Consider the following 22,959-nt stretch of genomic DNA (forward strand, 5'->3'; position numbering starts at 1 on the left):
GGTTCAGTATCTCCACGAACGCACCAAATTGACCGGCGCCCGATTCCGCTCGGTCAGTGGATCGATCGCCTTGGTCGTAGTCGGTGGCAGCAATGCCGAAGTAGGTACCGGCACGACAATCTCAGTTGTTTGCGCCTGCGGCGGTTCCGCCTGTGCCGGATCCGAGAACGGGCGCAGCACTGCCCACGCGAGGAAGCTGGTCAGTGCAACCAGCGAGAACCCCACGCCCACAAGGATTTGCATTCTCCCAAGCCCACCTGCGGGTGGCGAATCTGATTCGGTGCCTTCTTCGGTTACACCGACGCTGTGCACCTCGGCCTCATCGGGAGACGCTTCGACCGCATCCGTTGCGATTTCCGAGTCCGCGACTTCCGAATCCGGAAATTCCGAATCCGTGACTTCCGAGCCTAGGTGTTCCTGATGTAAGACCTCGGCTATCAGTGCGGCGCCCTTGGCCGAGGCGAGCTCGGGCTCGGCCGGCCTGATCACCGGTACCGAAAACTCCCTCTCGAGAATCTTCTCCACCAGTGATATTCGGGCGCCTCCCCCGACGAGGACCAAGGCGTCAGGGACGCACCGGGCTCGCGCCGCGACTTCTCGAATCACCATCAGCGTGTCTTCGACTTCCCGTGTGACAACCGAATCGAAACGGATGCACATGGATTCGGGAACGGGCATCACCTGCGCACGACGGGAGCCGCTGGCAAGGTATTCCTTGACTGCACGTGCGTCGAACACGCCATCACCGTCGAAAGCCACATCAGGACCGGTTGCCGACAGCAACTCCGCGACGATTCCGTCGAGCCTGTCACCGGCGAGCGCCGTCGACCGCGTGGACGCGATAGTTGTCGCAGTTCCAATCTCGATCATCGAGACAGTCACTCCGGTTCGGCCGATATCGAGAACGGCCAGTAGCCGAAAACCTTCGGCTGCACCCGAAGTCCGTACCAACGCGACAACGGCCACCGCTTCCGGCACGGTGACGGCGCCATCGACACCTCGGGCACGCAATTCCGATTCGAGCGCTACGTTCTGTCGCTCGTCGGGAACCGCGATGACCATTCGAGACGTGTCCCCGCGAACTGCAGCACCTAGGTGAATCGCGGCTGTCCGCGCCGGAGATGCGTCGAACGCGTCCACCGTCCGAGTCAGGAATCGACCGCCGCTCTCGGATCCGGTTTCCGGCTGGGGGTCGGCGCGAACAATACGAACCGATGCAGCGCCCAACGACGCACCGAACACTGGATCCATCGCTGTACGCACCCCCGTATCCAACCCTTGCACTGTTTATTCGTCACTAAACATACTTGCGGTATGTTATCCGTAGCGGGAAGTTTACCGGATCCCTCGGAGACCGGAGAACTACGCGAAACTGGCAGGCCGAATCAATGTGTGGAGAGGTCCTTGAACAAATCGATGGCCAACATGACAACCGTGATGTCCGCACTACCCATACCCCGCCCCTCCCTGCTGGCGACCACCACCCGACACCTCCGCGACCGCGAGACACCGACCGGGATTCGCACGATTGACACGTGGATTCCAGGCCCTGGTGATGCGGCACTGTTCGCCTCGCTTCACCTGCCTACGGACGCTGCCGTGCGCGGTGCCGTCGTCATATGTCCACCCCTTGCGAAGGAACACATCAGCGCTTATCGGGGACTGCGCCAACTCGCCCAGGAACTTGCCGGGCGCGGATTCCTCGCTCTTCGTTTCGACTATGAGGGACAGGGAGATTCGTCCGGTCGGCAGGACGACCCGCTAGCAGTTGCGCACTGGCAGGCCAGCGTGGCGGCAGCCGTGGCGTACGTGCGGCGTACAGGTATCGAGTCCGTAGCCGTCACAGGTTTGCGCGCAGGAGCTCTACTCACCGCATCCACCGTGGATACCCTTGGAGACCTACGTGCGATGGTCTTGTGGGATCCGGTCATATCCGGTAGGTCCTACGTTCGAGAACTGACTTCGATGTACCGCGTTTCCGTCGACGACGACCCCCACCACGACGACCGCACATCAATCGTCGGCGGCCTGCTGGCTTCCGCGGCGATGAAAGACCTTTCCGGACTTGACCTCAGCACGTTCGATCCGAGTTCGTCGACAAAAGTCCTCGCCGCGATTCGCCCTGAATTCGCTGATTCGCCCCGCACGGTTCGGATGCTCGAGCGATCCGGTGCTGAACGCATATTCGTCGAACGGCAGAATCAGTTCGTTTCCCCCAGCAGTTTCGTACTCTCGGTGCCTACGCACGACATACAACGGATTTCGAGTTGGGTGTCGCGACAATTCGGCGAGGACAAGACTTTCGTCGATCCAGAGATCACGTCGGCGGCGCATGTCGCGACGGCTGACGACGGCGAAGAAATCTGGGAAATCTTGGAACGACGGTCCACCGGATCACTCTTTGCAATCTCCACCGCATCCCGCACGACTGCGAGCCACGCTGCCACTGCGATCTTTCACAGCACCGCGAACGAGTACCGGATCGGGCCGGCGAGGCTGTGGGTCGAGTCCGCTCGAACTCTCGCCTCGCATGGTATCCGGTCGATTCGCTTCGACAGGATGGGCACAGGAGACAGCGGAACGGTCTCCACCGACGAGAACACCCCCATCGTGTCTCCGGAAGCGCGCCGCAATGTGCTGGACCTCGTCGACACCCTCGGCGTGCCGCCGTCCCGCCGGATGCACATCGGAATGTGTTCCGGTGCCTGGATGGGTGCCTACGTGGCTAGCCAGCGCGGGGCACGGTCCGTGGTGCTGCTCAACATCGTGAATTGGTCGATCAACAATCGACGACCACCGGTGAAGAAAGCGCACGTCGATGCAATGGAGTCTGACGTTGCAAACCGAATTTTCATCGTAGCCAGAACAATTCGCAACGCCGGACGGCGAGCCCAGCAGTACTTGCCTTACCCGGTGTGGCTCGGTCTCGGCTTCCTCGGATTGGTCAATGCCCCCGAGTCGATGCTTCGCACCTTGACCCGCCGCGGGACACAAACTGCCGTGTCCCTCTCGCCGGAAGACGAAGTTTGGTTCGAAGCGAACAGAGGCCGACGAGGTGTCACACGTCTTTCGAGCTCGAAGAATCCCCCACACATCTTGTTCTCCGGCTCGGGTGATCACAACCTGTTCCATCGCAGTTCGCGAGAACGAGTCGGCCGGTTGATCGTTGCATCTGCACTCGACGCGTTCGGAGATCGAAGACTTGCCGTGTCGAAGCGCGACAAGGAGCGACTCGGAGCATGATTCGCACGTCGACCCGGGTCAACATTCGAACGTCGTCCCACGTATTCGTAGTCGTTGCAGCGACAACCGCGGCGCTTCTGACCGGTTGCACTGCCGACACGACGCCCGCAGAACCGACTCCCACGTCCGCGCCCCTTCCCTCGATCAGCGCCGACGCCGCCGGGGCCAGAGGCAAACTGGAAAGCGCGTCCGAGTTCGACGACGTCGATCCACTGATAGCCGACGTGGGCGCGACTGCCCACCAGATCACGTATCGATCAACTTCAGGCATGGACGGAAGCTCAACGGTCGTGTCTGGTATCGTCTTCGTTCCGGAAGGCGATCCACCACCGGGCGGACGACCTGTTGTCACCGTCGGTCACGGCACAACGGGAGTCACGGCGGAGTGTGGACCGTCGATGTACCCCGATCTCCTGGGCTACGCGAGCACGATCGTCCCTTTGATGAAACTGGGATTCGTCGCGGTCATGACCGACTACCAAGGTTTGGGTCCGGCAGGCGGTACCAACCCGTACCTAGACCCGAACACCAGCGCCTTCAACTTGATCGACGGAGTTCGCGCAGCGCGGGAAATGGTCCCGGACACGTCCTCGAAATGGGCAGGACTCGGCGTGTCGATCGGTGGACAGGCGACGTGGGCGGCAGCAGAGTTGTCCGGTTTCTACGCGCCCGAATTGAATTTCGTCGGGTCGGTTGCGCTGGCTCCGGCCGCAGATCTTTCCAAGCTCGCCGACCTGGCCCAGTCGCAGTGGCTCACACATGAACAGCAGATCATGATGTCGTACGTAGTATCTGGGCTGACCACGGCCCGACCCGGGACCGATCCAGGCAACTACCTACACGGCGCGCTGTCGAGTAACTCTGAGATGTGGTTGGCATGTGCGGGTCCGGCGTTGAAAGAACGCGGCGAACAAGCATCACGACTGAATCCCGCCGACACCCTGCCGAGCTCCGACGAGGCCGGAGCAGTCCTGCGCGACTGGCTCACATCGATCGCCCTCCCGCAGCGTCCATCCGGAGGACCACTGCTGGTCATCAACGGCGACGCTGACGAGACGATTCGTCCGCAGTGGGTGCAAGAGGCCGTCGACAATGCTTGTGCGTTCGGCGATTCGGTGCAGCACATCGTCAGAGCAGGCCAAACTCACAACAATCTGGATCCGGGGTCGGAGACTGCGGTCTGGCTCCAAGCGCGCTTCAGAGGCGAGTCGCCGCCGTCGGACTGCTGACTTATCGTCGAAAACTCGAATCGACCAGGTACTCCATATTTTGAACCGAAGGTGTGGACACGACGTCTGAATGTGCCTTCACCGAAGTCACTTCCGTCCCGTTCCGAACCACACTGACCGAGACGGCACCGACCCCAGAGGGAACCGTGCACACGTCCATCCCTGAATCCGCACTGCACGTGGTCGTCGAACCGCCGACCGTAACCTTCACTTCTGCACCCTCGACCAAGAATGTCAAAACCTCGATCGTGTCGCGAACCGGGGACGACCCCGCGCGCAGAACCATCGGAGATTCCGAGGGAAGTGCGGGTCGCGCGGACGACAGTTGGTTCCGGTAGCTGACGTAAGCGACGTCACGTGTAATCGTCGGTGCAGTTCCGGTTTTGAACCAGTCGACAAAATATGCGTTCAGATCGAGCAATGCCCGACCGTGCCCCTCGCTCGGCGCAAACGCCGTGCCTTCGCTGTAATCGTTCCACGAAATAAGTTGCACCCATTCACTATCCGATTCACGCGCAATCTGCCAGGTGTTTCGGAGATTCCCGGTATTCTGCGCTTCGTCGAAAACCGATTGACTGGGACGCACATCCTGGAATGAGACCGACTGCATCCATATCTTGCCCAGAGCATGCGCTCGGTTCGCCTGATCCAGTGGCGAGCCGATCCCGGTGTCCGTCACTGGATTGAAGGCGGGGTTACGTCCACCCCACGTCGACATTCCATAGCTTATCGACGCGAATGAATCCATATTTGTAGTGGAGTTCAGGAAGAGCGGAACGAAGGCTACCTCGATCCCGAAGCGGGCCTTCATTATGTCGAGAAACTGCGACCACCACGCCGGGTCGTGTTTCTCGGCAAGAAACGGCGAAATCACGACCCTGTTGTCCGCCAATCGAAAAACTGACGGCGATGACGCATACTGTGACAACTCGTCTGCCAGATTAGCGGGGTCCAATGTGCCGAGTTCGCCGTTCATATCCGGCATCAACATTATTTCGAACGCGGGATCGACTGCCGCTGAAGCCGCGAGAAGTTCGGCCGGCACGGAAGAAGACCACAACGCGTTCGACGACTTCGTCAGAATGTCAACCGAGAAGCCACCGATTCCCGCGTCGATTGCCTGCCGCACTTCATCTTGCAGATCTCGCTGCCTCCACTGTGGGTCAGCTGAAACGGGCCGTGATTGTGGCCGGTCTCGGAGAAACCCTCCGACTGCGGCGTATGCGCCTCGTTCACCGTTCGGGTTGAGATACTGCGTGGCGTAATAGTCCTCGCCCGACGGTAGATTGTCGATCGAGACGGGATACGGCGGGAAGTAATGTGCAAAGACCATCTTGCCGGTCGCCTGTCCGAAGACCGGAACATCGAAGGCGAGATGCGACGACGCCGTCTCGTCAACTTTCGCGGTTCGGACCATTCCATCAGAGAGCCGAAAGCCGGCTGCTACGAGAAGCGCTGACGACACCAGCGTAATTCCGATGACAATTGCACGAAATTTCCTGCCCCGCGAACCTTCGATACTCACCCGTTTCCGATTTCGAGCATCGGCGTTCACCGAATCAGCCACCCCTTCTCGCGCACGGTCTTACGCCGCAATGCCCGGTGACGTTGTCATCCAGAACCTGGGAATGGCATTCCAACTTGATTCTGCTGCAAAGAATCCGAAGCTTGCGGCGGGTGATTCGACCTGGAATCGGAATCGCCGTTTCCACCGAGTGATCTTACCTGCCGCTCATCGGTCGGCAACTCGTCGCTCGAGCGGTTTGCCTTCTGCGCGACCTTCGTGCGGAGCATCGAGCGAGGGATTGCCACTGTGGGACTGTCCAGATCACTGCGCGTGTAGCGCCCTTCGGTCTCTGCCGGCTCCCATTGGTCGAAATCGATGCGCATATCTTCGGCCGGAGATTCGACCGAATCACCCGAATCATGCTTGTCCACTTCATTCTTCCCCGTCGATCCAACACCTGGTTCTGCGTGGACTCCCTGCGCAGCAGCTCGCCGTTCGACGGGAGGCCACGCGCCGACTGGCTCATTCGATTCATTTTTCACCGGAGGCTCGTTCGCCGCAGGCTCGTCCACCACGCTCACTCGGCTACGGCCCTTGACCGAGCCACTACGTCCGACACCCGTGAGCACCGCACCCAACAGGTTCGCGCCGGCAGCGCGCAGCGTGGTCGCTGCGCCTTCCACCTCGTCCACCGACGAAATACTCTGTGTTGAAACAAGAACCACGCCGTCGACGACTGAGCCGATCACAGCCGAATCGGAATAGAGCGACAAAGGTGGACCCACGACGATCGTGTATTCGAATTTCTCGGAGGCCTCCAAAAGTATCTCCCGTGCCGAGACCGATGCGATGACGTCCCCGGAATCGGATCGTATCGAGCCGGCGGGCAGCAGAGTCAATGAGCGACCGGGTACCTGAACGAGCACATCCACGAGCGGAATCGCGCCGGCAAGAACGTCGGAAAAGCCGGCTGCCGGCTTGATACCGAGGTATGAATCCAAGCTCGGCGACCTCAAGTCACCGTCCACCAACAGCACTCGACGTCCCGCTTCGGACAAGACAACCGCGAGATCGGCTGCAAGACACCCCGCAGGCTCAGAGTACCGAGGTGAAGCGATGAGGACCGAACGGATCGCGTCGGCACTCGGCCCGGCGAACTCGATACCCGTCCTGAGCTTGCGTATCGACTCGGCATACGCAGTCGCGCCGTCCGAGGGGAACGTCAACGCGTGAGATCCCCGCGAGGCCGATTCCGGAACTGTCGCCAAAATCGGTACACCCGCAACGGCAGAGAGCATGGAAGCACTTCGAACTGATCGATCGAGCCGCCCGAGGAGCACCCGGACACCGATGCCGACGGCCAGACCACCAACGAGGCCGAACAGGGACGTCATCACGAGATTCGAACCCCCACTGGCATCTTCAGCGTTGGCCTCGGTCACCACCTGGACAGACGTATTCGGACGGCCACCACCGTTAGGGGTCTCCAACTGCCCGACATATTGTGCGAAATTCTTCGCATACGCATTGGCGATGCCGGCTGATCCTTCGGCCGTCGAATCCGTGACGGAGACTTGCAAGAGCACGGTTTTCTCCACTGCTGCCGCCGAAACCTGCGAGGCCAACTCGTGTCCGCTCATTGAAAGACCCAGGTCGTCGATCACCTTGACTGCCAGATCGTCGCTCGAAAACAGTTGGGCATAGGTTGCCGCTCGTTGCTGAGAAAACAGATCGCCCTGATAAGCGCCAGCCGAGTCAGCGCTGATCGGCGAGCCGATGAACAGCACAGTTGTCGACGTGTAGGACGACGGACTCGAGATGGCCATGAAAGCACCGAGGATCAAGCCGAGCACCGCGAAGACAGGTATTGCCCACCCCCGCCTCAGAATTCGCGCGGCAGTGCTGAGTGCATTCATGTGTTCGCCTTTCTTGGAGACCGCTGTGTGCGTGTGTCTCCGTCGCGCCGTGGCGTGTGACTTGCCACCGAGACAGTTGTGTCTGGCCGACCACCGGGCAACACTGCCCCTCGCTGCGTTCGGCGCGTGGTGGCCAGCAGGACCGAGCCTTCGATCTTCGCACCTGCGATTTCCAGATCGTGAACCTTCGTCATCAACGTCTGCCTGTTTGTCGAATGAGATTGAACGACAAGGATTATCGAACGGCACACCTTGGCCAATCGGCTCGAGTCGGCGTACTGCGTCCCGCCTGAGTCGAAGACAACCACAACGTCGAACCTGGCACTCAGATCTCGCAACATGCGCCTGAACGACTCAGACTCGATGACTCTGTCGGGAGTTTCGGTCGGCGAACCGCTCCGGAGGAGAGTCGGCCGCAGTGGCGTCGAGCTCAGAACATCGTCGAGGGTGGTGTCCGACATGACGATGTCGGTGACCCCCAACTCGATCTGCGCCCGCGACGATCGGAAGTTGCAGTCGACGAGAACCACCGAATATCCCAGAGCACAAGCAGCATCGGCGATGCCGCCAGCTGCGAACCTGCTGATCTCCCCCTCGTCGGCAGCGGTCACGAGCACGGGTGACGCGGGCGTACCTGTCCCGATGAGGTCTCGGTTGAACTGCAGTCGCGCAAAAGAACTTTTCAATGCCGACTGATCGCCTTCCTCGGCGGACGATCCCCTGCCACCGAGGTACTGGATGGACTCGAGCACAGGTAGACCCGTCCAGGCTGCCAATTCGTCGACACTCTGAACTGCTCTCGACCTCGCAGCTGCCAAGGTCACACCCGTCACTCCAACCATCGATCCGACGACCAACCCCATAAGAACGTTCGGAATCGTCTGCGGGCCAGCCGGGCTCGTCGGTGCTGACGCCGTGACGACAGTCAGCGGCTGAACAGTCGGGATCAACGTCCCACTCGGTGTCTCGAGCCGCCGGATCGTCTCGTTCATCTCGTCCGATGCCGCATTCGTCAGTTGCAACGCCCGGTCTGCGCTGTCGGCGATCCCAGAGATTTCGAGCAACACGGTGTCGGGTACAACGCGAACCGAAATGCTCTCGACGTCACGAAGACCACTCTCGCCCAGACGACTTGCGACCCGGGCCGCGAAGTCGGAACCTTCCGCCAGACGCGTGTATGTACCCGCTCGTTGCTGCGAGAATTCGTCACCTTGGAAAGGGCTCGAATCTGCATTGCCCAGAGTTGTCGGTGTTCCCCACCCTGGCGTGGTGAGAAAGAGTTGGGTCGAGGTCTTGAAAGTGGTCGGCGTGAGCAATGTCAGCAGAACGCCTACCAGCAGACCGAGCACTGTCGAGATGCCGACGACAATCCACCTGTCACGAAGGACCTCGAAGAAACGGGACGGGTTCATCGGAGAATCCCCCCATTCGGCGCGCCCTCTCGAATCACACCGGAGGAGGTCAGCGATTCCACCAGTTTCTGAGCAATTACTGCATTCCCCACTGCATTCGGATGCACACCGTCCTCGAATTTCAGTGTCGTGAGGTTCACGTCGGCGTACCAACCGTCGGCAACGGGGTCGATCACGGTCGCGGCAACGGATTCCCCGTAACTTCGCAGCGCTGATACGAATTGGTCGTATCCGTCGTACGGCACAGGTGTGACGTATGTCGGCACGATGATCACCAGACGCGCATCCTGCCAGGCATCCCGGACGGCATCGATGTACGACGTCATGACGGGAAACAAATCCATCGGCCTCATGTGCAGATCGTTTCGCCCACCGTCCACAAAAATGATGTCCGCTCGATACCGCTCGATCGACACCGGTAGTCGATTCGCGAATCGTGTTGTAGTTCCCTGATACTCGGGTGCGCCGTCGTTGGTGAAACCGGTGCTTCCCTGTGCATCGACATTGCAGTCCCACCCCATCCGGACGCAGATGATTCTCGGGTACGCCCCGAGCCCGATTCCGTTGATGCCCGCAGTGAAGCTGTCGCCGAACCACATCGATGCCGGCGCCGTGTCCGGCGGCAACTGAGGAACCGTTGTCGCTACCGTGAGGGCGGACCGGCCGTTTTCGGCAGCCGAACTCTGACGCACGGCCAGCGCCGTCGCACAAACGACCAATACCACCAGCAGAGCAAGGCCCACGAGTTCCAGCGGGCGACGGGCAGAGATTCTCGACGAGAATCGGTTCGTCCGAGTCATCGAGTCACCTCCCGCCGTGAGACGAAGAATGCACAGCCGATGATGACGAGGAAGTACGACATCGCTTGCAGCAGTGATCCTCTGAGAAGAATGATCAGGTAGAAGGGCAGGATGCAGGCAAGGATCGTCGGCGCCGTGGACTGGCGCAGCGACAGTTCGATTCTTCTGTCCTGAATCCCTGCGATCAAGCCCAGGGCAACCATTCCGGCAATCAGCGCGATCCACCCACCGTTGACGAACAGCTCGGACCACAACGGCGCAGAAAGGTTCTTGACCGTGTAGTTGCGGCTCTCCGCGAGCAGGATGCCCGTGTCCGTAGCTTTGCCGGGCCAGATGGTGCGCGGAATCCAGAAAAGAACAACGCCGAGTGCCTGCTTACCATCGGTAACCCCGTGCGTATTCACAAAGTTGACGGTGTTGTTGACCTGTGCAAATGCGTCGTAGTCCGGAGACGTGAGCGATTCGAGAGGCGAGCTTGTCTTGAACTGTGCCGACGTGCTGTACCTGAACGCATCGGCGAGCGGAAAGACCAGGACAAGTGCAGCCACGGCAAGCAGGGCAACCACACGGAAACGAACGCGGGTCGCGAAGAGTCCGAAAAGTGCCGCCACGGCGAGTGCTGCAGTACCGAACAGATACCTTGCACTCGAGATCGGATTGAACGTCAACAACAACACGGCTCCGAGCACGATGGCGCAGAGAAGAAACAGACGATCCGCTCCCGGATTCTGATCACGGTATTTGACCACCGCGATGAATGCGACGAGCAAGGACATCATCGCGACGGCGCCGATGATGCTGGCGACCGTGGATTGCCCCAGCGACGCACTCGCCTGCTCCACCACGGCACTTCGACTCGACAGAAGCGTCCCTACACCGAGTTTCTTGATGTAGTACGCGTTGGCGACGAGGGCGCAACCGGCAAGAATCAAAACCCGGACGGGATCCACTCGCACGCTCGTGGCGTTTCCCCATCGCGTGTCTCTGATTCGACGCCACACCGCTCCGGAGAACACTATTCCGACCAGGAAACCGCCGATCCCCAGAAGGACGATCGACACCGCTGTCGAGTTGAGGGACGGATCCACTCGGGGCGTCGTAGGAGGAATCTCTCGCAGGCGGAGCTGGGCAAGTGGAGCAAGACCCATGAAGACATAGGTGAAAACCCAGAACGACATCTCGACGAGCCGCCGAAATCCCTCGCCGACAATCCACGCATAGCGCAATCCCGAGATCGTGGTGACGGCAAGTACCGCCATCCATACACGCCCTGGCGGTGTCGGAGTGAACTCGACGACTGCGAAAGGCACGATGATCACCATGATCACCGCGGTCCAGATCGCAATCAGCGGTGGCATCAACGAGTCCTGCCGGCTGACGTCGAATTCCGCGAACTCCTCAGGCTTTGTCCGCCCGCTGGAAATGGTTTTCACGTGGTCGTCCCGGCCAGTGCGCCTGTTCGTGTTCGGCGCAGATCGCCTGGTTCGGCACGATCAGCAGTGGACGGCACGCTCGCGGGGTCTTCACGGCCGGAGTGCTTCCGTTGGGCAGCGACCACCAGGCACACGGCAACGAGGACGGACGAGACCGCCAGCCCGATCGCGACTCCGACCGCGGTTCCAGTGAGGGCTGCAGCCGCGCTGCAGATGACGATTGCCGTGAGACTCTGGATGATTCGCAGCTTGAGCAGTCGTCCGCTGGCTCCTTGAGTGCGGTAGAGATTGTAAACACCCGCTATCCAACAGATCGCCGCGTACTCGAGTCCGAGAAACGGCAGAACATGGCGAGCCTCGGCCCAGGACTCTCCGAGAACGACTCGGCCGAGTTCATCGGGGAGGAAGGGAGCGGCGAATCCGATCGTTGCCGCCATCGCAGATGTGAGCCACGCTGCATAACGCAGTGTGCTCCACACCTGGCGCGCGGTGTGGCCGGCCCGAACCGATTCGGGAATGACGATCAGAGGAAGCGAACTGATCAGCACGGCGAACGGACCCAGTACGGTCACTGCTCCGCGCAAAGACGCGGCAGCCACCGTTCCGATGAAGGCTGTGGACACCGCGACGATCACGATTGCAGCCAGTTGGTCGATGCCACTCTCGAATCCGAACCGGATTCGATGAGTCCAGAACGACGCCCACCAGCGATACACACCAGTCAGTCGCGGTAGCGTCTGTACGCGAATCATCAGGTAAACGAGTGCAAGCGCTCCGGCGAGGGACCACAACCAAATCATCTCGGCGATCGAAAGTGCCTCTGGTCGAATCCAAGTCACGACAAGCACACCGAACGCCGCACTCGCCCACAACGCATCGCTGAAGAACGCGTGTTCCGGTTCTCCCATCGACATCGCGGTGAATCGCAAGGCATCCTGCGCGAGAACAACCGGCGCGGCGACGGCGTATGCAATCCCCACCTGCGGTTCGTGAAGGAAAACTGAGACTCCGAGGGCAACGATCCCAACCAGGACTCCGAAAATGGCTGCACCCGAGATCGCATGTCTGCTCTCCGCGCGAATCCTGTTGCGACTGTAGGCACTCATCAACAGCAGGGGTGTGCCAACAGCACCTCGAACGAATCCGAGCGCAGCCGTGAGGATGGAGAAAACAAGGATCGCCAGACCGAACTCACTCACCGACGACGGGCCCGCCATCGCGAACAGAATGAGCGCATTGCTGACGCTGGACAATACCTGATCACCCGCGCTGAACAGCATGCGTAGCTTCAGACCCGCCACGTCTCACCTCCTCCCCTGCACTCGCTGCATTCCAAGACTTCGATGTTCCAAGACCGAGTTCTTCCAAGACCGAGATCGATTTGAAACTATCGGTCCGCTCAGTTCACTCAAAACAGTCTATAGGATTGTTTACTGCGAAGTAACCGAGGAGTGAGAAGTGCCTGCGGACGACTTGCGGGACGCAGATTGCCGCTATCGCTCGTCGAAGTGAAATCCTGATTCCATCGTGAGGTCGGCACCCGACAGGTCAGCGGCAGTCTTCACTGCCGCCATCAATGAGGCCTTGGCGACATGTCCACCCGAATGGCTGAACGTGCAATCGGACACGTTCCCAGTCGCCCGAATGTTGATCGACATCGAGTTTGCGGCGTAGGTCTGCATCCCACCGGAGTACACGAGTTGACCACCCAACTTCGCATACGGCCGATCGGCTGGGAGACGAAAACACGACATACTGGTGGTCAGCGACTGCTCCGCAGTCCCGTCACCTTCGCCGCTGGATCCGTGCCTGTAGTCAGCTGCGCGCGCGACCACCTCGCCTACTGATCGACGGATCAGCGCCTCGCCCGACCGAATTCGCGACGACAGTTCGTGCGCTACGTCAGCAGGGTCGTCGACTGACCAGTCAGCTCGAAATGGTATGTGACTGAACGCATTCCCGTCAGTGAGTCCGAGAACCGGGGAATACGAGCGAAGGTCAGCCACCACGTGATGACTCTCGTGTGCCCCACGTCCCAACGCGGCGAGAAGTGCGCAGTAGAAGTAGACCGACGGCAACTTGCGATCAGTATTGCCTTCGAGCCGAGCGAAATACCACCACGCGCGTGAATCCAATGCATGCATGCCCGACTCGTCCGGGCGAGCAAGAGGACGCGGAACTTCCTTCCGCATACCGACAATCTGCCGTATCGCGTCGAACGACGCTTTGGGATGAGCGACGGACATCCGAAGTCCGCCCTCGACGATTCTGCGCGCAGTCAACGGCCGCCCGTCCTGACGTTCCGGCGCGCAGTCAGGACTCAACCCGCTCAATGCCAGAAAGAGTCGCTCCGACTTCGGCATGAACACGGTCTCGTCACCAAATCGGTGCGAGTAGATCAGTCCGATCATTCCAGCACTTACGACCAACACGATCGTCGACGGGTCGACGAGGCGACTGTTGTGGAAGAAACTCACGAAGACTTTGTTGAATTCGTCGACATCGACGGTGTCGAACTCGTCTGGGAGATCGCCCGCCACGTCGTCGAGCACCAGATGCTCCGATTCGATTTCGGATTCGTCGACTCGGCGCACCAGCACGACGCGCACACGGACCTCGTCCTCTGGATCGAAAACACTGCTGATCCACACCGAAATCGCGTCGTCGACGACTGACGGTACAACCGTCGCAAACGCCTGCTGAGTATTGCAGCAGTAGATGTTCCCCCACGGATCAGACCTCATCATTTCCCCTCTGCCGCCGAATACACAACAAACCGCAAGACGGTCAAAGTGTGATCGAGCATTCACGCAGACCATTGCATGAGCACAGAATTGCATACGAGGCGAGAGCGCAGAATCTGGACCCGCCCGGACGAACAGCATCCACCTCGACCCAACTATCACCAGAATCACATCAACTCAGTTATTTCTCGGCTAAATCAGTAGTCCGGGCGGTCGACCGTCGGAATCCACCCGGGCAATTCGTCCATTTTGTCGAGTCCACCCAGCTGACCAGGTTGATAAACCGCCCTAGTGGCGCTTAAATAGCTTGAATAAAACTGTTTGACTGTTTAACGCGCATTTTCCCAACCGGAGGTTCGTCATCAGTACACAGACCGACCAGATGCACGACCACCCTGGCGGCGATTCCGCGATTGCCGAGTTACCGACAAGTGCCACCGTCGGCTCGCTGAACATCACGATCCTCGGCATCAACTACGCGCCGGAAACCACGGGGATAGCTCCGTATATGACGGACCTTGCCGAGTCGCTCGGTGAGCGCGGGCACGAGGTGCACGTCGTCACCGGGTATCCGCACTATCCGGCATGGGAAATCGACGCTTCGTATCAGGGGCGGTCGATAGACGAGGTAGTGAACGGTGTTCACGTTCACCGACGGCGCCATTTCGTGCCGAGCCCACCGAACGCATTGGGCAGAATCAAAATGGAGCTGAGTTTCGGCGCACGTGCCGCCAGTTCCGGGTGGAACACACCTGACGTGATCGTATGCACCAGTCCGGCATTGCTGGCCACTGCGATGGTCCTCGGACGTGCTCGGCTGACGCCCAATCGTCCGGCCATCGGGGTCTGGGTCCACGACTTGTACGGACAAGGTGTCGTGGAGACCGGCGCAATGACAGGCCGCAGTGCCCGCGCAACGTCCAGGCTCGAGGCGGCTGTCGTGAAGTCCGCCGACGGAATCGCCGTCGTCCATGACCGTTTCGTCGACCACGTCGTCAACGAACTTCACGTCCCGCGTGAACGAGTCACAGTCGTTCGGAACTGGACGCATGTGGCGCCGATCGATGTGGACGATCTCGCCGCCGCACGCACCAGATTCGGGTGGTCGCCCGACGAAACCATAGTTCTGCACACCGGAAACATGGGTGCGAAACAAGGTCTGGAGAATGTGGTCGAGGCGGCTCGACTCGCCGACGAGCAGAATCTGCCTATCCGATTCGTTCTGGTCGGTGACGGTAATCAGCGACCGAACCTCGAAGCCGCGGCAGTGGGAGTCAATCGCATCGACTTCGTCCGTCCACTCGACGACCGGGACTTCCGCACGGCCATGACCGCCGCTGACGTTTTACTGGTCAACGAGGCGCCCGGGATCGTCGGGATGGCAGTGCCGAGCAAGTTGACGTCGTACTTCAGCAGCGGTACCCCGATTGTGGCCGCGACCGACGTGGCATCCACGACTGCTGACGAGATCCGTGCTTCCGGTGCCGGGGTCGTCACTCAGAACGGTGATCCCGCCGGCCTGCTCACCGCGGCCCTACAACTCGCCGGCGATGCGGAGACTTCCGCCAAACTTGGTGCCGCCGGGGTCCAGTACTGCGCCACCTCGGTCGGCAAAACCGCGTCCATCGACAAATGCGAACAGTGGATCCGCGAGCTGGTGGCCGGCCGCAGATAGCACGCGAGCCGTTTGGAACAACGCCTCACACATCTCGACTCGGATCTGAAGACGACGAACACAGACAAGGTAGCTGACGCTCGATGACCAAACGCGCACTCATCACAGGGATCACCGGACAGGACGGTTCCTACCTGGCAGAACTGTTGTTGGCCAAAGGCTACGAAGTACACGGATTGATCAGACGCGCATCAACTTTCAACACGTCACGCATCGACCACCTCTATCAGGACCCTCATGAACAGGGCGCACGGCTGTTCTTGCACTACGGTGACCTGTCCGACGGTGCACGACTCGTCACGCTTTTGTCGAAGATCGCACCAGACGAGGTGTACAACCTCGCTGCGCAGTCGCACGTCCGGGTCAGCTTCGACGAGCCTGAACACACCGGCAACACAACCGGAATCGGGTCTATTCGTTTGCTCGAAGCGGTCCGCATGACGGGATTGCAGTGCCGCTTCTACCAGGCTTCGAGTTCGGAAATGTTTGGGGCCAGCCCGCCTCCACAGAACGAGGACACCCCGTTCTATCCGCGGTCGCCGTACGGTGCCGCGAAGGTGTACTCGTATTGGGTCACCAGGAACTATCGCGAGGCGTACGGAATTCACGCGGTGAACGGAATCCTCTTCAACCACGAATCACCCCGCCGCGGTGAAACATTCGTCACGAGGAAAGTAACGCGTGCGGTCGCCCGGATCCAAGCCGGAATCGAAGACTCCCTGTACCTGGGCAATTTGGACGCGGTCAGGGATTGGGGCTACGCACCCGAGTATGTCGAGGGCATGTGGCGGATGCTTCAAGTCGACGAACCAGATGACTATGTGTTGGCCACCGGAGGAAACTTCACGGTCCAGGATTTTGTTGTGGCCTCATTCGAACATGTTGGTCTCGACTGGCAGAAGTACGTCAAATTCGATCCTCGTTACCTTCGACCGACAGAGGTGGACGCTCTGGTCGGCGACGCAGGCAAAGCCGAAGACAAACTGGGCTGGAAAGCGACAGTACAGACCCCAGAATTGGCTCGAATCATGATGGACGCCGACATCGCAGCATTGGCGCATGCCGGCACACCTTGGATCGACACGCCAAATCTCCCTGATTGGAAGATCTCGCTCTCATGATCACAACGAAATCGATTGCACCTCTTGATCGCAGCGCCCCGACATTCATCGCCGGGCACAAGGGACTGGTGGGATCCGCGCTCTGGCGCAAGCTCGAGCAGAGCAACTTCACCGACCTGATCGGTCGCACATCCGCCGAACTCGATCTCCGAAACCGCGCAGACGTCTTCGCCTTCTTCGAAGCCACCAAACCGTCGTGCGTTGTCTTGGCTGCTGCAAAGGTCGGGGGAATCGTCGCGAACAACACCTACCCGGTCGACTTCATCTCCGACAACCTCCAGATCCAGACCAATGTGCTCGACGCATCGCTGCAGCACGGCGTGCATCGATTGCTGTTCCTCGGGTCCTCGTGCATCTACCCGCGCCTGGCACCACAGCCGATCACCGAAGATCAGTTACTAAACGGCCATCTGGAACCGACCAACGACGCTTATGCGATCGCCAAGATTGCGGGAATCATCCAGGTCCAGGCTGTTCGTAGGCAGTTCGGGTTGCCCTGGATCTCGGCGATGCCGACAAGCCTGTACGGACCCGGCGACAACTTCTCGGAGAACATTTCGCACGTACTTCCTTCGATGATCCGTCGTCTCGATCAAGCCAAAAGAGATGGAATCGAATCCGTCACGAACTGGGGTTCGGGGAGCCCACGTCGAGAATTCCTCCACGTGGACGACTTGGCCGACGCACTCCTGCACCTACTCGACACCTTCGACGAGTCCGGACATATCAACGTCGGTACCGGTCACGACGAAACCATCAAAGATCTCGCAAACATTGTGGCCGAAGCAGTGGGTTATGAAGGCCGAATGGACTGGGACACAAGCAAGCCCGATGGTGCACCGCGCAAGCTCCTCGACGTGTCCACACTGATCGCCACCGGCTGGAAACCCCAGATCTCAACCCGCGAGGGCATCGAGTCGACCGTTGCCTGGTATCGCGAGCACGTCCAGGACGCGTCTGCAGCGGTCCGACTGTGAGCACAGCCCGCACTCTGTCCGGGTTCACCGGTGCAGGATACGACAAGGGTCGCGGCCCGCTGGTTCAAATCTTCTGGCTCGTAATTTCCGGTGTGCTGCTTTCTCATTGGTGGTGTCCCAACGGAATTCGCATTGCAGTTCTCAGGAGATTTGGAGCAGACATCGCCGACGGCGTCCTGATTCGACACCGCGTCCGTATCCACTGGCCGTGGAAACTGACGGTCGGAGCAGACTCGTGGATCGGCGAGGGAACCTGGATACTCAATCTCGAACCCGTCACCATAGGGGCGAACACCGCTATCTCGCAGGATGTTCTACTGTGCACGGGAAGCCATGATCACCGAAGTCCCACGTTCGAGTTCGACAATGCCCCCATCGTCATCGGTGACCAGGCATGGATCGCGGCCCGCGCGACGATACTCCGCGGTGTCACGATAGGGGATAACGCAATCGTCGGCGCAACGGCCCTGGTGACGTCGGATGTTCCCGCCGGAACCACGATGTTGGCGCCACGGGCGGGCGCTGCACGATGAAGATACTGCAGATCGTCACTCTCTTCTCACCGGACGCCGCCTACGGAGGGCCTATTCGGGTCGCCCTCAATCAGTCGAAAGCATTGCAGGACAATGGTCACGACGTAACCATCGCTGCAGGCGAGCGTGGGTACGCAAAGCCTCCTACACACGAGCAGGGAATAGCTCTGAAATTGTTTCCGGCGCGGACCGTGATCCCGAAGATCGGGTACGCGGGGATCGGCGCGCCGTCGATGCTTGTGTGGCTCCGCAAACACATCCGAGAATTCGACGTCGTGCACATTCATCTCGCGCGCGACCTGGTGACACTTCCTGCAGCGAAGCTGGCTCTTGCATACAGTATTCCAGTTTTCGCACAGACTCACGGGATGATCGACGAGACGGACAAACTGCTGGCAAAACCGTTGGACGCTGTTCTCACGATCCCGGTCCTCAAACGAGCACGGACAGTGTTCTATCTGACCGAACGAGAGCACGCAGACCTGCAGTCCGTCGTCGGAGACGGTCGCGTCAACTTGGTGGAACTCAACAACGGGATTCCCGAGGCCGAAGACCGCGAGTCGCGGCCAGTCAACAGTTGCGACCCGCCCGAGGTCCTCTACCTCGCCCGACTACAGGCAAGAAAGCGACCCCAGGTCTTCGTCGAAGCTGCAAAAGTGTTGTTGGACAACGGACACGCGGCTCGATTTTCGATAGTCGGGCCGGATGAGGGTGAAGCAGAAGCCGTCAGCCGGCTGATCGAACGCTCCGGCCACAGCAGTTCCATCCGGTACGAAGGCCCACTACCGTTCGACAAGTCTGCCGCACGATTTCGTCAAGCCGCGGTATATGTCTTGCCCTCCGTGAACGAGCCGTTCCCGATGTCTGTACTCGAGGCGATGGCCGCTGGTCTGCCCGTAGTCGTCACCGACACGTGCGGCCTCGCACCACTGATCCGCGACGGACATTGTGGCCTCGTGATCGATGACGCCACCGAGTCACTGACTGCGGCGATCTCGTCGCTCTTGAAGGATCCCGTCGCCGCCGCAGAGATGGGCGCCCGCGCACGAAGCGTTGCTCGCGAACGCCTCGGAATGCCTGCCGTCCGTGCGGTTCTCGAAACCCAGTACGGGCTCTGAGCCGCTCCCACATCCGCATTACAGGAAGTCATTGTGAAATCCACTCGACACAAGGTTCGTCGACGCATGTTCGTTCTCAGCGGGGTGGTCGGCGGACTTGCTGCAATTACCGCTGCCGGCTGGCCGGTCTACGTCGATCCGGTGATCGACACACCCGAAATGGCCGACGCGATAGTTGTTCTCGGCGGCGATCACGACGGCAGAGAAGAGTACGGAATGTCCCTGGCCGAGCAGGGCTACGCTCCTCAGATAATCTTTTCGAATCCGTATCGCAGCAGTGATCCGAAGATCAACGCAATCTGCGAAGGAACCTACGACTTCGAAGTCAGCTGTTTCAAACCAGATCCATCGACCACTCGGGGTGAAGGACAGGAGATTCGGCGTCGCGCAGAGGCGCAGGGTTGGAAGCGCGTCATCGTTGTGACCTTCGTTCCCCATGTCTCTCGCAGTCGCTACATCATCAACCGCTGCTGGGACGGTGATATCGACGTAGTCGCGGACCCCCGACCACTTCCGTTCTGGGTCTGGGCCGCAAACTACGTGTGGCAAACCGCCGGGTACGTTCGCGCCCAGTTCCAGGAGTGCTGACCGCCGCTGACCGCCTCTGGCCGGTCAGTACGCTCCGTCGCTCCTGAGCACTGCGGATACGGTCTTGGTGATGATCGAGATATTCTGCGCCGCAGACCAATTCTCCACGTAAGACGAGTCCAGTCGAACAGATTCTTCCCACGAGAGGTCACTGCGTCCACTGACCTGCCAGAGACCGGTGATGCCGGGTTTGACCAGCAGGCGCCGGGCAACCTCGTCGTCGTACATCTCGACCTCGCGCCGCAACGGCGGCCGCGGACCGACAACGCTCATCTCTCCGCGAATGACGTTGAAGAACTGTGGTAGCTCGTCGATGCTCAATCTACGAAGAATCTTGCCGACGGACGTGATTCGTGGATCCTCACGCATCTTGAACAACACGCCGCCCGCGCCTTCGTTGTCCCCCATCAGATCGACAACTTGCTGATCGGCACCTTCCACCATGGTACGAAACTTGAACATGGGGAACGGTTTCCCGTTGAGGCCGATGCGTTCCGCCTTATAGAACACCGGACCTTTGGACGTGAACTTGACTGCAGCGGCAGCGGCGATCATGAGCGGCGCCACGAGGAGGATCATCATCATCGAGAACGCCGCGTCGAAAACAGCGGGCGCAAGCCGGTTAGCGCCCTGGTACCGCGGTCGCGCAACGTGAATCAACGGGAGTCCCGCCGCTGGGCGAAACATCAAGCGAGCCTTCGACACATCAGCCACGACCGGCGAAACCACCATGTCGACACCCTCGGCTTCGAGGTCCCACATCAGCTTGCGAATGCCCACCTGCCCGAGGTCTTCGGTCCCGGTGACGATGACGGTGTCTGCGCCGCTTGCGCGCATCGCCTCGACCACCGCGAACTCGTTACCCAATACCGGGACTGCTGCGCCGTCGACGACGATGTGATCGTCCAACGCGGTCGCCCGACGCGGAATGCACGCTCCCACAACGTCGTAACCTGCCGAGGAATCCCGCACGAAGGCTCGCGTAGTAGCAACGACGGACGCGTGTCCACCGACCAACAGCACCGAGTTGCGGCAATCCCCGATTGCACGCTTCTTTCGGATGTCGCGTCGCCAGAGATAACGCCCGAGTAGTAGCGCAGCGAGCCCGACGGGCAATGCGATCATGAGATAGCTACGCGCGATTCCTACGCCGAGAATGATCCCGGCCAATGCACCCACTCCGAAGACCTGACCGGTAGCGAGCAGCACCTTCTCGTACTCGTCACTGCCCTCTCCCAGCATCGACTGATGACGGCTGCGTCCGCGTGCGAGCGCGATCATCCACAGCCCTCCCAGCGCTGCAGACGCGATCACCTTGAGTGGTGTCAGCCACTCGATGGGATGTGGCCACATACTGCCGATCTGAGCGAGTGCGATCACGAACAGAACCGTGATCGAATCGCTCACGGCGATCCGTTTCCTGTACGCACGACGCCAGTCGGTGCCGACATCAGCGGAATCCTTCAATGTTGCCGACCGGGTCCCCACCTCAGCATGAACGCTCATTTGCCATCAGTCTTTCTTGTCATTCGAACGGCTTCAATGGGTCCGTACAGCTTCAGCGGGTCGCTGATCGGTAGCCACCTCGAGCTTCCAGGAACGGCAACACCCCGCCGGTTGCCGTACCTCGCCGCTCGCAGTGCAGAAATGAACTCTCATCGGACCCCCTACATAACCGCCGATCAAGGGCCGATTCGTGCGACAAAACGACCCCTTGTTGCTCATTCCGTACGTAAACATACCTTAGGTTTGTTTCAACTGCACTCACCGAACCCAAGCTATTTCCCGGTTGCCAGGTGATTACCGGGCAAATACGTCAAAGTGGGCTAATCTTCCACGTTTTCGAGACGTCGTCCCTCACGTGTCCGAATGTCGGTCATCAGCATGTCCAGGGCGCTCAGCAGTTCGGTGTCGGCGCGTCGACATCTATCGATCAGGGCTTCCAGATCAGTTTCATCGGTGCTCTCGATCACACCCGCTTTGGCAGCCCTGCTCAGCACTTTCTCGGCGAGGAGCAAAGGCGGTTGCGACCGTGCGATGCCGTCCATGGACGACGCTCGCGCCTTCTCGGCAGCTTTCAAGGCGTCCCACGCGCGCTCCTGCTCGGCGATGTCGACCACCCCTGAACTGACCAGGTGTGGGCTCCGATGGACAAGTTTCGCGATCAAAGCGCCGGCCACGTCATCCAATTCGAAAACGCCGTGTGATTGAGCAATCCGCGAGTGGAACAACACCTGGAGCAACAGGTCGCCGAGTTCCTCCCGGAGATCGCTCTCGTCGTCACTTCGAATCGCGTCCAGCACCTCGTAGGTCTCCTCGACGAGGTAAACCGAGAGGCTCTCGTGTGTTTGAGTCGACTCCCACCCGCCTCGATTCCACAATCGGTCCATGATCGACGCCGCTTCCACCAGTCGATCGCCGTGAACGGGTTCGGCGCGAATCACCCTCACCTCGGAAGCGATCAACGACTCGATTCTCTGACCTGGGGTGTCCATCTTCACAGTCACAGCGGCACCGGGTGTCGGGATCGGCAGTGCACTGCGAACCGACTCGGGAACGTCGGGGTCGATGTCGAGCACGCCGGACAAGAACGGCAGTGCCGCAAGCGGAAAGACGTGCGGTCGCAATGGATCGAGCAGTATGACGACGGGCGATTCGTTCAC

General features: G+C 60.0%; 18 protein-coding genes. 8 read left to right on the forward strand and 10 right to left on the reverse strand.

Going from position 1 to position 22,959, the window contains the following annotated elements; genetic code table 11:
• Window positions 1-3: 3 nt before the first annotated feature.
• Entirely contained in the window at window positions 4-1,263 is a 1,260-nt protein-coding gene (locus tag ACWF6P_RS23045) for an Hsp70 family protein (RefSeq protein WP_452622642.1), read from the reverse strand.
• A gap of 141 nt (window positions 1,264-1,404) precedes the next feature.
• Here ACWF6P_RS23045 and ACWF6P_RS23050 point away from each other — a divergent pair, with 141 nt between their 5' ends.
• Window positions 1,405-3,243: a serine aminopeptidase domain-containing protein gene (locus ACWF6P_RS23050; protein ID WP_452622643.1), complete on the forward strand. Its 1,839-nt coding sequence runs from the start codon at window positions 1,405-1,407 to the stop codon at window positions 3,241-3,243.
• The gene (locus ACWF6P_RS23055; protein ID WP_378446512.1) at window positions 3,240-4,472 is read left to right on the forward strand and encodes a lipase family protein; all 1,233 of its coding nucleotides are present in this window, start codon (window positions 3,240-3,242) and stop codon (window positions 4,470-4,472) included. The genes ACWF6P_RS23050 and ACWF6P_RS23055 overlap by 4 nt, the downstream gene beginning before the upstream one ends.
• Window position 4,473: 1 nt before the next feature.
• Here the strand turns inward: ACWF6P_RS23055 and ACWF6P_RS23060 are convergent, their stop codons facing one another.
• The 7 genes from ACWF6P_RS23060 to ACWF6P_RS23090 all read right to left on the reverse strand — a co-directional run bounded on the left by ACWF6P_RS23060 (window position 4,474) and on the right by ACWF6P_RS23090 (window position 14,284).
• Window positions 4,474-5,889 (reverse strand): glycoside hydrolase family 71 protein, encoded by a 1,416-nt coding sequence (locus ACWF6P_RS23060; protein ID WP_452622644.1) that lies wholly within the window; start codon window positions 5,887-5,889, stop codon window positions 4,474-4,476.
• 194 nt (window positions 5,890-6,083) lie between these two features.
• Window positions 6,084-7,895: a Wzz/FepE/Etk N-terminal domain-containing protein gene (locus tag ACWF6P_RS23065; protein WP_452622645.1), complete on the reverse strand. Its 1,812-nt coding sequence runs from the start codon at window positions 7,893-7,895 to the stop codon at window positions 6,084-6,086.
• Window positions 7,892-9,307 (reverse strand): hypothetical protein, encoded by a 1,416-nt coding sequence (locus ACWF6P_RS23070; protein WP_452622646.1) that lies wholly within the window; start codon window positions 9,305-9,307, stop codon window positions 7,892-7,894. Before ACWF6P_RS23070 ends, ACWF6P_RS23065 begins: the two co-directional genes overlap by 4 nt.
• The gene (locus ACWF6P_RS23075; RefSeq protein WP_452622647.1) at window positions 9,304-10,107 is read right to left on the reverse strand and encodes an SGNH/GDSL hydrolase family protein; all 804 of its coding nucleotides are present in this window, start codon (window positions 10,105-10,107) and stop codon (window positions 9,304-9,306) included. The genes ACWF6P_RS23070 and ACWF6P_RS23075 overlap by 4 nt, the downstream gene beginning before the upstream one ends.
• Window positions 10,104-11,540, reverse strand: a complete 1,437-nt coding sequence (locus tag ACWF6P_RS23080) for an oligosaccharide repeat unit polymerase (RefSeq protein WP_452622648.1) — start codon at window positions 11,538-11,540, stop codon at window positions 10,104-10,106. The genes ACWF6P_RS23075 and ACWF6P_RS23080 overlap by 4 nt, the downstream gene beginning before the upstream one ends.
• Window positions 11,537-12,841, reverse strand: a complete 1,305-nt coding sequence (locus ACWF6P_RS23085; RefSeq protein ID WP_452622649.1) for a hypothetical protein — start codon at window positions 12,839-12,841, stop codon at window positions 11,537-11,539. Before ACWF6P_RS23085 ends, ACWF6P_RS23080 begins: the two co-directional genes overlap by 4 nt.
• Window positions 12,842-13,033: 192 nt before the next feature.
• Complete coding sequence (locus tag ACWF6P_RS23090; protein WP_452622650.1) at window positions 13,034-14,284, reverse strand: hypothetical protein; 1,251 nt, start codon at window positions 14,282-14,284, stop codon at window positions 13,034-13,036.
• A 382-nt stretch (window positions 14,285-14,666) separates the two neighbouring features.
• Here ACWF6P_RS23090 and ACWF6P_RS23095 point away from each other — a divergent pair, with 382 nt between their 5' ends.
• The 6 genes from ACWF6P_RS23095 to ACWF6P_RS23120 all read left to right on the forward strand — a co-directional run bounded on the left by ACWF6P_RS23095 (window position 14,667) and on the right by ACWF6P_RS23120 (window position 20,296).
• The gene (locus ACWF6P_RS23095) at window positions 14,667-15,959 is read left to right on the forward strand and encodes a glycosyltransferase family 4 protein (protein WP_452622651.1); all 1,293 of its coding nucleotides are present in this window, start codon (window positions 14,667-14,669) and stop codon (window positions 15,957-15,959) included.
• An 83-nt stretch (window positions 15,960-16,042) separates the two neighbouring features.
• Complete coding sequence (gene gmd, locus ACWF6P_RS23100; protein WP_452622652.1) at window positions 16,043-17,080, forward strand: GDP-mannose 4,6-dehydratase; 1,038 nt, start codon at window positions 16,043-16,045, stop codon at window positions 17,078-17,080.
• Window positions 17,077-18,057: a GDP-L-fucose synthase family protein gene (locus ACWF6P_RS23105; protein ID WP_452622653.1), complete on the forward strand. Its 981-nt coding sequence runs from the start codon at window positions 17,077-17,079 to the stop codon at window positions 18,055-18,057. Before gmd ends, ACWF6P_RS23105 begins: the two co-directional genes overlap by 4 nt.
• A complete protein-coding gene (locus tag ACWF6P_RS23110; protein WP_452622654.1) occupies window positions 18,054-18,590 on the forward strand; it encodes a DapH/DapD/GlmU-related protein in 537 nt (178 codons plus the stop codon). Before ACWF6P_RS23105 ends, ACWF6P_RS23110 begins: the two co-directional genes overlap by 4 nt.
• A complete protein-coding gene (locus tag ACWF6P_RS23115; RefSeq protein ID WP_452622655.1) occupies window positions 18,587-19,708 on the forward strand; it encodes a glycosyltransferase in 1,122 nt (373 codons plus the stop codon). The genes ACWF6P_RS23110 and ACWF6P_RS23115 overlap by 4 nt, the downstream gene beginning before the upstream one ends.
• A 33-nt stretch (window positions 19,709-19,741) precedes the next feature.
• Complete coding sequence (locus tag ACWF6P_RS23120; RefSeq protein ID WP_452622656.1) at window positions 19,742-20,296, forward strand: YdcF family protein; 555 nt, start codon at window positions 19,742-19,744, stop codon at window positions 20,294-20,296.
• 24 nt (window positions 20,297-20,320) lie between these two features.
• Here the strand turns inward: ACWF6P_RS23120 and ACWF6P_RS23125 are convergent, their stop codons facing one another.
• Together ACWF6P_RS23125 and ACWF6P_RS23130 are read right to left on the reverse strand one after the other, a co-directional pair.
• Entirely contained in the window at window positions 20,321-21,802 is a 1,482-nt protein-coding gene (locus ACWF6P_RS23125) for a sugar transferase (protein WP_452622657.1), read from the reverse strand.
• A gap of 320 nt (window positions 21,803-22,122) precedes the next feature.
• Window positions 22,123-22,959 (reverse strand): MazG family protein, encoded by an 837-nt coding sequence (locus ACWF6P_RS23130; RefSeq protein ID WP_452622658.1) that lies wholly within the window; start codon window positions 22,957-22,959, stop codon window positions 22,123-22,125.

The sequence above is a fragment of the Rhodococcus sp. NPDC055024 genome (assembly GCF_053608585.1).

What these genes read in the sequence shown, in the direction of transcription:
- ACWF6P_RS23075 (WP_452622647.1), bottom strand. Translation starts at nt 10,107, where the DNA reads ATGACTCGGACGAACCGATTCTCGTCGAGAATCTCTGCCCGTCGCCCG.
- ACWF6P_RS23060 (WP_452622644.1), bottom strand. Translation starts at nt 5,889, where the DNA reads ATGGTCCGAACCGCGAAAGTTGACGAGACGGCGTCGTCGCATCTCGCC.
- ACWF6P_RS23115 (WP_452622655.1), top strand. Translation starts at nt 18,587, where the DNA reads ATGAAGATACTGCAGATCGTCACTCTCTTCTCACCGGACGCCGCCTAC.
- ACWF6P_RS23095 (WP_452622651.1), top strand. Translation starts at nt 14,667, where the DNA reads ATGCACGACCACCCTGGCGGCGATTCCGCGATTGCCGAGTTACCGACA.
- ACWF6P_RS23070 (WP_452622646.1), bottom strand. Translation starts at nt 9,307, where the DNA reads ATGAACCCGTCCCGTTTCTTCGAGGTCCTTCGTGACAGGTGGATTGTC.
- ACWF6P_RS23125 (WP_452622657.1), bottom strand. Translation starts at nt 21,802, where the DNA reads ATGAGCGTTCATGCTGAGGTGGGGACCCGGTCGGCAACATTGAAGGAT.
- ACWF6P_RS23065 (WP_452622645.1), bottom strand. Translation starts at nt 7,895, where the DNA reads ATGAATGCACTCAGCACTGCCGCGCGAATTCTGAGGCGGGGGTGGGCA.
- ACWF6P_RS23090 (WP_452622650.1), bottom strand. Translation starts at nt 14,284, where the DNA reads ATGAGGTCTGATCCGTGGGGGAACATCTACTGCTGCAATACTCAGCAG.
- ACWF6P_RS23055 (WP_378446512.1), top strand. Translation starts at nt 3,240, where the DNA reads ATGATTCGCACGTCGACCCGGGTCAACATTCGAACGTCGTCCCACGTA.
- ACWF6P_RS23105 (WP_452622653.1), top strand. Translation starts at nt 17,077, where the DNA reads ATGATCACAACGAAATCGATTGCACCTCTTGATCGCAGCGCCCCGACA.
- gmd (WP_452622652.1), top strand. Translation starts at nt 16,043, where the DNA reads ATGACCAAACGCGCACTCATCACAGGGATCACCGGACAGGACGGTTCC.